The sequence below is a fragment of the Burkholderia sp. Bp8963 genome, assembly GCF_003854275.1.
Classification (GTDB): domain Bacteria; phylum Pseudomonadota; class Gammaproteobacteria; order Burkholderiales; family Burkholderiaceae; genus Burkholderia.
In genome coordinates this window covers 1-14,202 of record NZ_QTQP01000029.1, presented here as the reverse complement: position 1 = coordinate 14,202, position 14,202 = coordinate 1, and the positions used below count along the sequence as shown (strand labels likewise).

The 14,202-nt window shown below is 65.5% G+C and carries 15 protein-coding genes; 7 read left to right on the top strand and 8 right to left on the bottom strand.

The window, feature by feature from the left end; translation table 11 throughout:
* Positions 1 to 101 precede the first annotated feature (101 nt).
* The gene (locus DID96_RS22980) at positions 102 to 1,523 is read left to right on the top strand and encodes a cytosine permease (RefSeq protein WP_124601567.1); all 1,422 of its coding nucleotides are present in this window, start codon (positions 102 to 104) and stop codon (positions 1,521 to 1,523) included.
* A 103-nt stretch (positions 1,524 to 1,626) separates the two neighbouring features.
* Here the strand turns inward: DID96_RS22980 and DID96_RS22975 are convergent, their stop codons facing one another.
* From DID96_RS22975 to DID96_RS22950, 6 genes are all read right to left on the bottom strand, one after another.
* Positions 1,627 to 2,637: an inorganic phosphate transporter gene (locus tag DID96_RS22975; RefSeq protein WP_124601566.1), complete on the bottom strand. Its 1,011-nt coding sequence runs from the start codon at positions 2,635 to 2,637 to the stop codon at positions 1,627 to 1,629.
* A gap of 10 nt (positions 2,638 to 2,647) precedes the next feature.
* Positions 2,648 to 3,274: a DUF47 domain-containing protein gene (locus DID96_RS22970; RefSeq protein ID WP_124601565.1), complete on the bottom strand. Its 627-nt coding sequence runs from the start codon at positions 3,272 to 3,274 to the stop codon at positions 2,648 to 2,650.
* Between the two features lie 26 nt (positions 3,275 to 3,300).
* The gene (locus DID96_RS22965) at positions 3,301 to 4,131 is read right to left on the bottom strand and encodes a 2OG-Fe(II) oxygenase family protein (RefSeq protein WP_185732335.1); all 831 of its coding nucleotides are present in this window, start codon (positions 4,129 to 4,131) and stop codon (positions 3,301 to 3,303) included.
* 1,062 nt (positions 4,132 to 5,193) lie between these two features.
* Positions 5,194 to 5,553, bottom strand: a complete 360-nt coding sequence (locus DID96_RS22960; protein WP_124601563.1) for a YbjQ family protein — start codon at positions 5,551 to 5,553, stop codon at positions 5,194 to 5,196.
* Between the two features lie 64 nt (positions 5,554 to 5,617).
* On the bottom strand, positions 5,618 to 6,562 hold the full coding sequence (locus tag DID96_RS22955; RefSeq protein ID WP_124601562.1) for a GlxA family transcriptional regulator: 945 nt from the start codon (positions 6,560 to 6,562) through the stop codon (positions 5,618 to 5,620).
* Between the two features lie 83 nt (positions 6,563 to 6,645).
* Positions 6,646 to 7,617: a GlxA family transcriptional regulator gene (locus tag DID96_RS22950; RefSeq protein WP_124601561.1), complete on the bottom strand. Its 972-nt coding sequence runs from the start codon at positions 7,615 to 7,617 to the stop codon at positions 6,646 to 6,648.
* Between the two features lie 252 nt (positions 7,618 to 7,869).
* Here DID96_RS22950 and DID96_RS22945 point away from each other — a divergent pair, with 252 nt between their 5' ends.
* A complete protein-coding gene (locus DID96_RS22945; RefSeq protein ID WP_124601560.1) occupies positions 7,870 to 8,511 on the top strand; it encodes an HD domain-containing protein in 642 nt (213 codons plus the stop codon).
* A gap of 348 nt (positions 8,512 to 8,859) precedes the next feature.
* Here the strand turns inward: DID96_RS22945 and DID96_RS39020 are convergent, their stop codons facing one another.
* Positions 8,860 to 9,057 (bottom strand): hypothetical protein, encoded by a 198-nt coding sequence (locus tag DID96_RS39020; protein WP_260463981.1) that lies wholly within the window; start codon positions 9,055 to 9,057, stop codon positions 8,860 to 8,862.
* Between the two features lie 324 nt (positions 9,058 to 9,381).
* Here DID96_RS39020 and DID96_RS22935 point away from each other — a divergent pair, with 324 nt between their 5' ends.
* The 5 genes from DID96_RS22935 (at position 9,382) to DID96_RS22915 (ending at position 13,846) form a co-directional block, all read left to right on the top strand.
* A complete protein-coding gene (locus DID96_RS22935; RefSeq protein WP_124601559.1) occupies positions 9,382 to 10,335 on the top strand; it encodes a choline ABC transporter substrate-binding protein in 954 nt (317 codons plus the stop codon).
* A gap of 91 nt (positions 10,336 to 10,426) precedes the next feature.
* The gene (locus tag DID96_RS22930; RefSeq protein WP_124601558.1) at positions 10,427 to 11,356 is read left to right on the top strand and encodes a 3-keto-5-aminohexanoate cleavage protein; all 930 of its coding nucleotides are present in this window, start codon (positions 10,427 to 10,429) and stop codon (positions 11,354 to 11,356) included.
* Between the two features lie 76 nt (positions 11,357 to 11,432).
* Positions 11,433 to 12,398, top strand: coding sequence for an L-carnitine dehydrogenase (locus DID96_RS22925; protein ID WP_124601557.1), 966 nt, complete (start codon positions 11,433 to 11,435; stop codon positions 12,396 to 12,398).
* A gap of 14 nt (positions 12,399 to 12,412) precedes the next feature.
* Positions 12,413 to 12,901, top strand: coding sequence for a thioesterase family protein (locus tag DID96_RS22920; protein ID WP_124601556.1), 489 nt, complete (start codon positions 12,413 to 12,415; stop codon positions 12,899 to 12,901).
* Between the two features lie 15 nt (positions 12,902 to 12,916).
* Entirely contained in the window at positions 12,917 to 13,846 is a 930-nt protein-coding gene (locus DID96_RS22915) for an alpha/beta hydrolase (protein ID WP_124601555.1), read from the top strand.
* A gap of 236 nt (positions 13,847 to 14,082) precedes the next feature.
* Here the strand turns inward: DID96_RS22915 and DID96_RS22910 are convergent.
* Positions 14,083 to 14,202, bottom strand: a 120-nt coding sequence (locus DID96_RS22910; RefSeq protein WP_148094511.1) for an IS4 family transposase, incomplete at its 5' end; no start/stop codon positions are given.

Here is a 14,202-nt window from a genome sequence, read left to right as displayed (position 1 = left end):
GCCGTGAATGCCGGGCAACACGATCCCGACCGCCGCGAGCGCAACGGATCGATTTCCACTGTATTTCAAGCGCGCGTCGTCGCGCGAGACAGGAGACGAACGTGAACACACCGGAACAAAACGCAGTGCCATTGATCGAGAAGCACACCATCGGCTACGTGCCGCCGGAGGATCGTCACGGCAAGGTGCGCGACCTGTTTACCCTCTGGTTCGGCGGGAACATCGCGCCATTGCCGATCGTGACCGGCGCGCTGGGCGTGCAGATCTTCCACCTGAACCTGATGTGGGGGATCGTGGCGATCGTCGTCGGTCAGGCCGTCGGTGGCGTGCTGATGGCCTTGCATTCGGCGCAGGGGCCGCAGATGGGCATTCCGCAGATGATCCAGAGCCGCGCGCAATTCGGCTCGTGGGGCGCGCTGCTCGTCACCGTGATCGCGGGCGTGATGTACGTGGGATTTTTCGCGTCCAATATCGTGCTTGCCGGAAAATCGCTTCACGGCATCGCAACGTCCGTACCGGTCCCCATCGGCATCGTGATCGGCGCGCTGGGATCGGGGCTGATCGGCATCGTCGGTTACCGGGTCATCCATATCCTGAACCGTGTCGGCACCTGGGTGCTCGGCATCGGCATCGTCATCGGCTTCGCATACATCCTCACGCATGTCGCGACCGGCGATTTCCTGACGCGCGGCGGCTTCGATTTCGCCGGCTGGCTCGCCACCGTCTCGCTGTCGGCGCTCTGGCAGATTGCCTTCGCGCCCTACGTTTCCGACTACTCGCGCTATCTGCCGGCGAACGTCCGGGTCGCGTCGACGTTCTGGGCGACCTACCTCGGCTGCACGATCGGCTCGACGCTCGCGTTCGTGTTCGGCGCCGTCGCGGTGCTGGCGGTGCCGTCCGGCGTCGACGCGATGGACGCGGTCAAGCAGGCCACCGGTCCGCTCGGGCTGCCGATGCTCGTGCTGTTCCTGCTGAGCGTGATCAGCCATAACGCGCTGAATCTGTACGGCGCGGTGCTGGCGGTCATCACTTCACTGCAGACGTTCGCCTATCGGTGGATTCCGACGGCGAAGTCGCGGGCCGTGCTGTCGATCGTCATTCTCGTCGCATGCTGCTACGGGGCGATCGGCGCGTCGACGAACTTCGTTGCAAACCTGGTCGATCTGGTGCTCGCGCTGCTGGTGGTTCTGGTGCCGTGGACCGCGATCAACCTGATCGACTTCTACGTGATCCATAAGGGAAAGTACGACATCCAGTCGATTTTCCGGGTGGATGGCGGCATCTATGGACGCTTCAATCCGCAGGCGCTGGTCGCTTACGCGATCGGCATCATCGTGCAGATTCCGTTCATGAATACGCCGATGTACGCGGGCCCGGTGCCCAAATATCTTGGCGGCGCCGATCTCTCCTGGGTCATCGGGCTGCTTCTGACGTCGCCGCTGTATTACTGGCTTGCGACGCGCAGCGGCGCGGCTCGGCTCGGGCACGCGCATGCCGAGGTCGCGCATCACGCGGACGCCTGACGCGTGGCGCGCGTTCAGCGCGCCGACGCATCCGATGGACCACCCGCCGCATCCAGCAGCCACTGCCGGAAAAATCGCGCGTGTCGAGCATGTCGAGCGCGTGTCAGAACACGCGTTGGGCGAGCCACCACCCGCCGGCGGCAAGCAACGCGGATGCCGGGATCGTCAGCACCCACGCCCAGACGATGTTGCCGGCGACGCCCCAGCGCACCGCTGACAATTTGCGCGTGGCACCGACCCCGACGATCGCACCGGTAATCGTGTGCGTCGTCGACACCGGGATGCCGAGCCACGATGCGATGAACAGCGTCATCGCGCCGCCCGTCTCCGCACAGAACCCGCCGACCGGCTTCAGCTTCGTGATCTTCTGGCCCATCGTGCGCACGATCCGCCAGCCACCGAACAGCGTGCCGAGACCCATCGACAGGTAGCACGCGCCGATCACCCACGCCGGCGGCGCATCGGAGTTCGCCGCGGCATAGCCGCTCGCGATCAGCAGCATCCAGATGATGCCGATCGTCTTCTGCGCATCGTTGCCGCCGTGACCGAGGCTGTACAGCCCGGCCGACAGCAGCTGCAGGCGGCGGAAGCGGCGGTCGACCCTGCTCGGCGGCGAGCGGAAATACAGCCACGACACGCCGAGCATGAACAGCGAACCGAGGATGAAGCCGAGTAGCGGCGAGATGAAGATGAATGCAATCGTCTTCATCAGGCCGTCGATATTCAGCGATCCCCAGCCCGACTTCGCGAGTGCCGCACCGACGAGACCGCCGATCAGTGCATGCGACGAGCTCGACGGGATCCCGTAGTACCAGGTGATCACGTTCCAGCCGATCGCGCCGATCAGCGCGCCGAACACGACGTAGTGGTCGACGATCTCAGGGTCGATCGTGCCTTTGCCGACGGTCTGCGCGACCTTCAGGTGGAAGATGAAATACGCGATGACGTTGAACACGGCGGCAAATGCCACCGCCTGCTGGGGCTTCAGCACCCCGGTGGACACGACGGTGGCGATCGAGTTCGCCGCGTCGTGGAAGCCGTTCATGAAATCGAATACGAGCGCGACGAGCACGAGCGCCGCGACCATCCATAGGGCGAGTTGTATTGAATGCATCGCGTCTCACTCAGGCGTTTTCCAGCACGATGCCTTCGACGATGTTCGCGACATCCTCGAATTTGTCGGTGATGCGTTCGAGCAGGTCATACACGCCCTTCAGCTTGATCAGCGTCTTCACGTCGTCCTCTTCTCGGAAGAGCTTCGATATCGCGGAGCGCAGCACTCGATCGGCGCGGGTTTCCAGCGCGTCGATCTCTTCGCAGGCCTTGAGAATCAGCGCGGACTGTTTCATGTCCGACAGCAGCTTGACCGCCTGCTGCGTCTGCAGCGCCGATTGCGTGACGATATGCGCGAGCTCGCTGGCTTCCGCGGTCACGGATTTCAGGTCGTAGACCGCGACGGTCGTGACGACGTCTTCCATCAGGTCGAGGATGTCGTCGAGCGTCGTGATCAGCTTGTGGATCTCGTCACGGTCGATCGGCGTGATGAAGGTCCGGTGCAACGCTTCCAGCGCGTCGTGCGCCAGCTTGTCGCCGGCCCGTTCGGCTGCTTCGACGTTGGTCATGCGCATCTCGGTGTCGGCGAGATTGTCGATGAGCATCTGAAGCTCGCCGGCTGCCGATACGATGTGTTGCGCGTGCGTATTGAAGATGTCGAAAAACTTGTTTTCGACGGGAAGAAGTCGGCCAAGCATGGTTTCTCCGGGAAAGGGTGAGTGGGTTATTCGAGTTCGGCCGCGCGCGGGTTGCGCAGCGTGTTGTTGCCGAATGCGGTGTGCCGGCGATCCGCCAGCACCTGCAGGTCGAGCGGCTGCCGATTGACGATCGAACTGGCGTGCTGCGCCGACAGGTCGGGATTGACGAAATACATCAGCGACTTGCGCTGCGCCGGTGTGCGAGGCCGCTCGACCGCATGCTGCATCGCCGGGATTTCTCCGTCGGTGAGCGCTTCGAGGAGCGAGCCGGCCAGCACGATCATTTCGTCGGGCCGGGGCGTCGCGGATACCGGCGCCGAATCGGGAAACAGCACCAGGCCCGGCGCGGTCGGCTTGATGAACGACAGCAGATGGCCGTCCTCGTGCGGATCCTGCAGGTATTCGCGGTCGTAGCGGCAGTAATCCGGGTTGTATTCGCAGAACTGCAGGTACGAACTGTTTCTGACCGGCAACTGTGGCGTGCCGCCCAGGTTCTCGCATACCGCATCGAGCAGGTTTTGCGCGACCACGTTGATGCAGGTTTCGTACGCGGCCATCGTGCGATAGAACTCGGATTTGACCAGCGGAAAGCCTTGATGGGCGTTGCGCCGCGCGGCCCAATAGCAGAATCGTTCGCACAGGTCAGGCCGTTCAGGCGTGTTCGAATACTCGAGCCCGAACGGCAGGAATCCGTCGGTCTCTTCCGGAAACGAGAAAGCGCGCTTCTGCCGGCGATCCAGGCTTTCATAGGACGCGACGATCCGGTTGAAATGCATGAGCATCGCGTAAGGCATCTTGAAGTAGACGTAGCTATCCCGGATCAGACGGCTTGCATAGAGCTTCATACTGGTCTGCATGGTGTTCTCCCGGCACATCGGATGTTGATCGGTGGAGGCCCGGTCAGCGGCGAACCTGGCAGGCAGGCGTATTCGCCTCGCTGGGTCGCAACAGGCCGCCGCGTCGCGGCGGATGCGAGTCGGATGGCCTCAACGTGAAACGTGCAATGAACCCGCGGTGGTTCGCGGTGGATAGCGATCGTCGCGGCGATGCGCGCGCGCGTGGAGCGGCCGGACGTCGTAGCGGCGGAAGAGGATGGGCCCGAGCGGGTGCCCGGAAGTGTTGCGTCTTGTCATGTGATGCTCCTGGCGCCTGGCAGCGCGCGGCAGGAGCGTCACGGCGTCAACGACGGATGAGCGCTTCCCGCCGCGCCGAGTCCGGCGCGATTGGCTGATGAAGGCAAGGAAGGGGGGCGCTCGCCGGCATGGCGCGCGTGCGCGCCCCGGCGAGCGGTAATCGGCTACTGTCGTCGTCCATTTCGAACTCCTGTCGATCGGAACGGCACGCGTGCGCGCCTGCGCCGCGCATGCGCAGGCATGCGGCCGAAGGCGCGCACGTGACGCGGGTCACGCACGGACGCCGCTCGAAGGGTCGAACGGCAACTGAAATGTCGAGTACGGGAATTTCGGATCGGCGGGACGGCCGAACCGGAAAGACACCGCATCCTGCTTTACGAGGATGCGGCAGAAGACAAGGCTCTGCGAAGCTTCCTCAGTCGGCAGTCAGGTTGGTGCAGGACCAACTACAACTCGCATCGGTAGGCACAGCAGCCTCCATGTGTTGAAACGAGCGCAATGGTAAGAGGGAATCGCACGGTGCGTCAATCAAAAACTTCGCGCGCGTCGTTGAAGATTCCTGCGGATTTTCGTTCCGGTGCGCAAGGGCTTCGCCGGCGTCGAAATCCGTTGGATCCGATTGCGCCGATGGCAGGAGCGCGCAGCCGCACGATGCCACTTGTCAAGTAAAACGAACAAATTTGAGATAGGGGTGTAGTGTGCGGTCGGCAGGCCCGGCGGCGTCGAGTCTGCGATACGCACCGCACCTGCGATCGATCTGCGTGTATGCGCGAAACGCGCCGTGCATCACGCCGATCTGACGATGACGGCCGTGCCGTAGCAGATCACTTCGGTGACGCCCGTGCCGATTTCCGTCGAGTCGTAGCGCATCGCGACGACCGCGTTCGCGCCGAGCTTGCGCGCGTCGTCGAGCATCTTCTCGAACGCGTGCTGGCGAGCTTTTTCGCAGAGCGACGTATAGAGCGTGATGTTGCCGCCGAACAGCGTCTGCAGCGATGCGCCGAACGAACCGACGATCGAGCGCGAGCGCACGATGATGCCCTGCGCGACGCCGAGCGAACGGACCGTCGTGTGGCCAGGCAGGTCGAACGCAGTCGTGACGCGTGCCGGGGTGAGTTCGTCGATGGAGCGGTGGGTGTCTTGCATGACGGGAAGGCGCGTGGTTGCGCGAGGTGATCGAGCGATGATTCTAGCCTGATGCGAACGTGCATCAACGCAGCGCGCGACGGTCACTGCGAGGGCTGATGTCAAAGCGGGTGCGGTAAGTGCGCGAGAAATGCGACGGCGATTCGAAGCCGCACGCGACGCAGATCGCGGTGATCGTCATGTCGGTCTGCTGTAGCAGTTCGCGCGCGCGGTCGAGCCGCAGGTTCAGGTAGAAGCGTGTCGGCGTGTCGTTCAGCGTCGCGCTGAACAGCCGCTCGAGCTGGCGGCGCGTGATCGAGACTTCGTCGGCGAGCGCGTCGGGCCCGAGCGGATTCTCCATATGCCGCTGCATCGTGCCGATCACCTGGATCAGCTTGCGGTTGTGCACGCCATAGCGGGCGGCGATCTCGAGCCGCTGGCTGTCCGAGCGCTGGCGGATCCGGCTGACGACGAACTGCTCCGAAATCGTGGCCGCGAGATCCGCGCCGTGCCGCCGGCCGATCAGGTCGAGCATCAGGTCGATCGATGCGGTGCCGCCCGCGCACGTGATGCGCCGCTCGCCGATCTCGAACAGTTCCTGCGTCGCCTTCAGGTCCGGATAGCGCTCGCGGAACGCGGCGAGCGCTTCCCAATGCAGCGTGAGCGTATCCGACCGACCGAACAGCCCGGCTTCTGCGAGCACGAAGCTGCCGGTGTCGATCCCGCCGAGCGTTGCACCGTGCCGATGCTGACGCCGCAGCCAGTCGCCGAGCGCGCGCGTGTAGCAGACGAGCGGATCGAAACCCGCGACGACGAATACCGTGTCGACGCGCTCGACATCCGCGTACGCGGCTTCCGCGGCGAGCGGAATGCCGTTGCTCGCGGGCACCGGCGCGCCGTCCGCGCTGAGCACGTGCCAGCGATAGAGCTCGGTGCGAAAGCGGTTCGCGACGCGCAACGGTTCGAGCGCGGACATGAAGCCGAGTGCGGAGAAGCCGGGCAGCAGCAGGAAATGGAAATCCTCGGGCATGGAGGGCAGGTCTGGATCAGATGCGGACAGGGTTTGTGCTTCGCTGCGGCTACGAGGCCGCACGCCGTTTCCGCGGCGTCGTATCAGGGTTGTTCCGACGTGAAGGACTGGCGCTTTCGATATTCGGCAGGGGTGATGCCGACATGTTTTGCGAAACTCCGCCTCAGCGTGTCGACGTTTGCGAAGCCGCATTTCGCGGCGACCTGCTTCGGCGTGTCGTGTCCATTTTCCAGCAGTTTGCGGGCCGCGGCTATGCGGGTTGTCTCGACCCATACGGCGGGCGTCATGCCGACTTCCGCGCGGAACAGCCGGGCGAAGTGCCGGGCGCTCATTCCTGCGTGCTTTGCCATTTCCGTGACGGAGTGATCAAGCTCCGGATTGGCCGCGATCCATCGCTGGACTTCCTGCAGCACGGAGCGACCGACCGGACGCGCTTCGCCCTTGCGACTGAACTGGAGCTGCCCGCCAGGGCGCTTGAAGAACATCACCAGTTGCGCCGCGACGCGCCTTGCAATGTCGCGGCCGAGATCCTCTTCCACCAGGGCCAGCGCGAGATCCAGGCCGGCCGTCACGCCGGCGCCCGTCCGCAGCTTGCCGTCGCGCACGTACAGCGCATCTTCGTCGACCGAAAGCGATGGATAGGCCTGAGCCAACGCGTCGGCCGCGGCCCAATGCGTGGTCAGGCGACGCCCTTTCAGCAGGCCGGTTGCCGCAAGTATGAAAGCGCCAGTGCAGATCGAACCGTACCGTTTGCTATGAACAGCCGCCGATCGCAGCCACGCGAGCACGTCGGCGCGAAGCGCGACGCGGCCGGCGCTTGGCGCGCCGGCGACGAGCAGCGTGTCGATGCGTTCGGGGATATTGGGGGTCACCCAATCCGCCAGAATTTGCGCGCCGGAAGAACTGCGGATCGGGCCCGGTTCGCTGGCGATGATCCGCAGCGTATAGAACGCCTTGCCGAGCTCGGCGTTCGCTTGCGCGAACACGTCGAGCGGAGCGGACACATCGAGCAACTGGACGCCAGGTACGGCGAAGATACCCACGACTTTCGGCATGACCGGACTTGAGAGGTGTGGCGACGAATGCGACGCGTAGCAGTATAGACGTCCTGTGCTGCGCGTCACGCTGCAGCCATTCGATCCTGATTGGCCGCGCGATCGGTGTGCGAACCGGGCACATACTGCTTGTCTGGCGATTCCGGCGCCGTGTCCGTCAGTCACGCAAAATGGCAGGATTTGTCGTGACACGTCTGTTGAAGATAGCTATCGAATCCGGAGAATCGAAGATGTTTTCCATGGAGGTCGATCATGACTGTGAACGTTGCCGGCATCACCATTCCCGATAGCCAGCTGACTCGCGAGATCACGGAGCTGGTTCGCGATACGGCGTCGCCTTTGCTGTTCCACCACTCGAGTCGCGTCTACTACTTTGCCGCGCTGGCAGGCCAGCGTCGCGGGCTCAAGTACGATCCCGAACTGCTCTACTGCGGGTGCATGTTTCATGACATGGGGCTGACGCACACGCACAGCAGCGAGTGCGAGCGCTTCGAGGTGGACGGCGCCAATGCCGCGCAAGATTTCCTCAGGAGCAAGGGCATTGCCCAGCACGACATCGACGTCGTGTGGACGGCGATTGCGCTGCACACGACGCCGGGGATTCCGCAGCACATGCATCCCGTTATTGCACTCGTGACGGCCGGTGTCGAGATGGATGTGCTGGGGCTTACGTATTCGGAATACAGCGACGTCGAACGGGAGGCTGTCGTTCGTGCACATCCGCGTACGCCTCATTTCAAGGAGGACATCATCCAGGCGTTCTACGACGGGATCAAACACAAGCCGGGGTCGACGTTTGGTAATGTGAAGGCGGATGTGCTGGCGGACAAGGATCCGCATTTTCATGCCGGGAATTTCTGCAGTGTGATTCGGGCTTCGGCTTGGGTGGGGTGAGTTTGCTTCGTGGGATGCGCGGTTCTGGCGGGGGGCTTTGGCCGTGCATGACGGCCGCGCCGTCGAACCGGATCTGGTGCGCGTGCCCCGACCCGTAATGCAGCCAGTCGATCTTGCGCTCGCCCGAAATCGTCGTGCTGACCCGGTTGCCGAGTTCGTCATGCGTATGCGAGAGCCAACCGGTCGGCGTGTATTCCTCGAGCACTTCGCCGCGCGAGCCATACTTCAGGCTGACCCGATTCTTCAGTGACGGCCCGCGCGCTGCCAGCGCATGCAGTTCGGCCGACGCAATCCGCCCAGCCTTGTCATACAGATACTCGCATCGCTCGCGAGCGGCTTCCTTGGCGGTCAGCCGACCGAGCGGGTCGCGTTCGTATCGTGTTCGAGCTGCCCATCCCGCACGCTGGCGCCCTGTCCGCGCGCGTCATAGGCGTACGCGAGCGGGCCGAGGTATCCCGCAACGCCCGATGCGACGGGGCCGGCGAGGCCGCCGAGCGCGCTCATCGAACCGAACGCGCTACCGCCGAAGCCGCGCAAAAGTTTCATGTGCGCGCTCGACCGCGCATCCCACACGTCGCAGCGCCGATCCGCATCGCTTGATGCCGACGAGCGGCCCGAGACGGATCGGAGCAGCGCACCATCGTCCGCGGCGCAACAAGACAAGCACGAACCGTGTTCAATCTCCCGCAGATCCCCGTCCGGCAAGGGATCTGCCCGATCTAGTGGTTTTTACGCATAGTCGCTCCTGGTCAAGAACAGGTCGCCAGCGGTCGCTTTGCCGCGAATATGGCTCGTTACTTTTGAGGCCACGATGCAGGCCGGGACGCATCCCGCCAACCGCCTGCTCGCTCCGTCGAACCGGGAGGAACCATGAAGTCGAGAAAGTTTGCCGCGCTGGGCGCGGCGTGGCTGGCGGCGTGCGTGTGGTCGACCGCGTCGCTGGCCGGGCAGGATCCGGAAAGCTGCCGCAACGTGCGCTTCGCCGACATTGGCTGGACCGACATCACGTCGACCACCGCGATGGCGTCGACGGTGTTCGAGGCGCTCGGCTACAAGCCGTCCACGACGATTTCGTCGGTGCCGATCTCGTTCGCGGGGCTCAAGAGCAAGCAGCTCGACGTGTCGCTCGGCTACTGGTGGCCCGTGCAGCAGAAGCAGCTGCAGCCGTTCCTCGACAGCAAGTCGATCAACGTCGTCGAGACGCCGAACCTGTCCGGCGCGAAGGCGACGCTCGCGGTGCCGAGCTTCGAATACCAGGCCGGCCTGAAGACCTTCGACGACATCGCGAAGCATCGCGCGGAACTCGACGGCAAGATCTACGGGATCGAGCCGGGCAGCAGCGCGAACGCGACGATACAGAAGATGATCGACACGAACCAGTACGGGCTCGGCGGCTTCAAGCTCGTCGAATCGAGCGAGGCGGGGATGCTCGTCACGGTCGAGCGCGCGATCCGCGACAAGAAGTGGGTCGTGTTCCTCGGGTGGGAGCCGCATCCGATGAACATCCAGATCGGCATGAACTATCTGTCGGGCGGCGACGCGTCGTTCGGGCCGAACTACGGCGAAGCGCGCGTGTACACGCTGACCGCACCCGACTTCATCGCACGCTGCCCGAACGCCGGCAAGCTGGTCACGAACCTGCGCTTCACGACGCAGCTCGAGAACCAGCTGATGCAGGCGGTGATGAACAAGACGAAGCCGGCCGAGGCCGCGAAGGCCTATCTGAAGAAGAACCCGCAGGTGCTCGATCCGTGGCTCGCGGGCGTGAAGACGTACGACGGCAAGGACGGCCTGCCGGCGGTGAAGGCGTATCTCGGCCTGTGACCAGGCCAGTGACTCGGCCAGTGACGGCCCCGCGCGCGGCCCTGCGCCGCGACGATCCACGAAGCAACCAGAACCCAACGAGGCAATCAGCATGAACCACGAAGTCATCGTGACGTGCGCCGTGACCGGCGCGGGCGATACGGTCGGCAAGCACCCGGCGATTCCGGTCACGCCGAAGGAGATCGCGGCCGCCGCGATCGAGGCGGCGAAGGCCGGCGCGACGGTCGCGCACTGCCACGTGCGCGATCCGCAGACGGGGCGCGGCAGCCGCGATCCGAACCTGTATCGCGAAGTGGTCGACCGGATCCGCTCGGCCGACGTCGACGTGATCATCAATCTGACGGCCGGCATGGGCGGCGATCTCGAGATCGGCCCGGGCGAGGATCCGATGCGCTTCGGCCGCGGCACCGACCTCGTCGGCGGGCTCACGCGGCTCGTGCACGTCGAGGAGCTGCTGCCGGAAATCTGCACGCTCGATTGCGGCACGCTGAATTTCGGCGACGGCGACTACATCTACGTGTCGACGCCCGCGCAGCTGCGCGCGGGCGCGAAGCGCATCCAGGCGCTTGGCGTGAAGCCTGAGCTGGAGATCTTCGACACGGGGCATCTGTGGTTCGCGAAGCAGCTGCTGAAGGAGGGGCTGCTCGACGATCCGCCGCTGTTCCAGCTGTGCCTCGGCATTCCGTGGGGCGCGCCGGCCGATACCGGCACGATGAAGGCGATGGTCGACAACCTGCCGCCGGGCGCGCACTGGGCCGGCTTCGGCATCGGCCGGATGCAGATGCCGATGGTCGCGCAGGCGATGCTGCTCGGCGGCCATGTGCGCGTCGGCCTCGAGGACAACCTGTGGCTCGATCGCGGCGTGCCTGCGTCGAACGGCTCGCTCGTCGAGCGTGCGCGCGAAATCGTCGAGCGTCTCGGCGGCCGCGTGCTGACGCCGGCCGAAGGGCGCCGCAAGCTTGGCCTGCCGCCGCGCGGCGAGCGTCCGCTCGAACGCCGCGCGATTGCCGAATTTGCCTGAAATCACGATGCGTCACGGCGGCGCGCGCGTGAGCGGCCGCCACCCGATTCCACTCGATTAGAAGGATGCGTTTGTCATGGCTTTGATTACCGACATCAAGACGTTCGCCGCAATCGGCACCGGCGTGATCGGCAGCGGCTGGGTTGCCCGCGCGCTCGCCCACGGTCTCGACGTGGTGGTATGGGATCCCGCTCCCGGCGCGGAGAAGCAATTGCGCGCGAACGTCGCGAACGCGTGGCCCGCGCTCGAACGCGTCGGCCTGGCGCCGGGTGCCGATCCGGCGCGCCTGCGCTTCGTCGCGACGATCGACGAATGCGTCGCCGACGCGGACTTTATCCAGGAAAGCGCGCCCGAGCGCGAAGCGCTGAAGCTGGAGCTGCACGAGCAGATCAGCCGCGCGGCGAAGCCGGGCGCGATCATCGCGTCGTCGACGTCGGGGCTGTTGCCGACGGATTTCTATGCGCGCGCGACGCATCCGGAGCGCTGCGTGGTCGGTCATCCGTTCAACCCCGTGTACCTGCTGCCGCTCGTCGAGGTGCTCGGCGGCGCGCGCACTTCGCCCGAAGCGGTGGAAGCGGCGATCGGGATCTATCGCCGTCTCGGCATGCGGCCGCTGCACGTGCGCAAGGAAGTGCCGGGCTTCATCGCGGACCGGCTGCTCGAGGCGCTGTGGCGCGAGGCGCTGCATCTCGTCAACGAAGGCGTCGCGACGACGGGCGAGATCGACGACGCGATCCGGTTCGGCGCAGGCATCCGCTGGTCGTTCATGGGCACGTTCCTGACCTACACGCTCGCCGGCGGCGATGCGGGCATGCGACACTTCATGCAGCAGTTCGGCCCGGCGCTCGAACTGCCGTGGACGAAGCTCGTTGCGCCGCAGTTGACCGACGCATTGATCGACAGCGTCGTCGACGGCACGGCCGAGCAGCAGGGCACGCGCAGCATCAAGGAGCTCGAGCGCTATCGCGACGAGTGCATTACCGAGGTGCTGCGCGCGATCGCCGCGGTGAAGGCGCGGCATGGCATGCGTTTCGAGGACTAGGCGAGGACTTGGCGATGACGGGCGATACCCCGCTGACGATATACCGCGACGTCGTGCGGCCCGAATGGGTCGACTACAATGGACACCTGCGCGATGCGTTCTACCTGCTGATCTTCAGCTTCGCGACCGATGCGCTGCTGGACCGCATCGGCCTCGACGACGCGACCCGCAGGTCGCGGGGGCGCTCGGCCTACACGCTCGAGGCGCACATCAACTACCTGCACGAGATCAAGGAAGGCCGGCGCGTGCGTGTCGATGCGCGTGTGCTCGCGCACGACGCGAAGCGGCTGCATCTGTATCTGGAACTGTTCGCGGACGGGCTCGACGAGCCGGTGTCGGCGAGCGAGCAGATGTTGCTGCACGTCGATACGCGCGACGGCGCGAAGTCGGCGCCGTTCGATGCCGATGTCGCGGAACGGGTCGCGGCGCTGCATGCGTTGCAGTGCGACTGCCCGCCGCCGGCGTTTGCGGGGCGCGTGATCGGCTTGCCGTCACGCCGCTAGCGCAGCGCGCGAACGATGCTCGAAGCGGAAATCGCGACGTTCGTCGCGGCGGTCGACGCGTGGTATCCGGCGGACGCGGCGACGCGTTCGCCGGAGGACCAGCGTCGCCTGTACGAGCGCTTCGCGGCGGCGTGGACACCGGCCGGCTTGCCGCCGGGGATCGTGCAGCACGATGCGACGTGGCGCGCGCCGCACGGCCCCGCGATCGCGTTGCGCCGCTACCGGCCCGCGCACGCGGCGCCGCGCGGTACCGTGCTGTTCTTCCATGGCGGCGGCTTCGTCGTCGGCTCGCTCGACAGCCATGCGCTGATCACCGCGCGTGTCGCGGCCGATGCCGGGGCCGACGTGATCGCGGTCGATTACCGGCTCGCGCCCGAGCATCCGGCGCCCGCCGCGCTCGACGACTGCCTGGCCGTCGCCCGCGCGGCACTCGCGGCGCGTCTGCCGTTCGGGCCTTGCGCGCGGCCGCTGACGCTCGCGGGCGACAGCGCGGGCGGCATGCTTGCGGCGGCTGTCGCGACGTCGCTGCGCGACGCAGCGGAGGGCGGGATCGACGGGATCGCGCTCGTCTATCCGATGCTGGGCAGCGAGCCGCAACGGCCGGCGCGTGACACCGAAGCGCACGCGCCGATGCTGACGCTCGACGATGTCCATCGCTATCGCGCGCTGTACTGGGGAAACGGGCCGCCGCCGCGCGCGACGGTGCCGCTCGATGCCGCGCGCTTCGACGGCTTGCCGCCGGTGCTCGCAATCGGCGCGGAGCACGATCCGCTGCGCGACGATGCGCGGGTCTACGTCGAACGGATTCGCGACGCGGGCGGCGCCGCGCGTTTCTGGCTTGGGGAAGGGCTCGTGCACGGCTGCTGGCGTGCGCTCGATACGAGTCCGCAGGCGGCGCGGATGCATCGCGAGATCGCGGCGTTCGTGGTCGCGCCACACGCGTGATTCGCCGCGTGCAACAGCGGGCGTTCGCACGCGCGAACCGGTGACGTCGACGCATTCGCCGTGGCCGGCGAAAAAGCGCCCGGACGCGAGGCGCCCGGGCGAAGCCGCCCCTTGCGGGAGCGGCGGAGGTATGCGGCTTACAAAAAAAGACGAGCCCGTCTGAGGGGCTCGTCCGGACACTTCATGCGCGATGCGCGGCGCCCGCAACGGGCGCGTGGGGCGCTTACTGCATTCCATTACACACAAGTCTGATGCTCAATCTCGCGCATGTACCTGATGCCAGCAACGAAGTCCACTATTCGCTGCATGCCTAGCCAGATGGTTTTGACGCCAGGTTCGCCGTCGCCTTTGCGCGC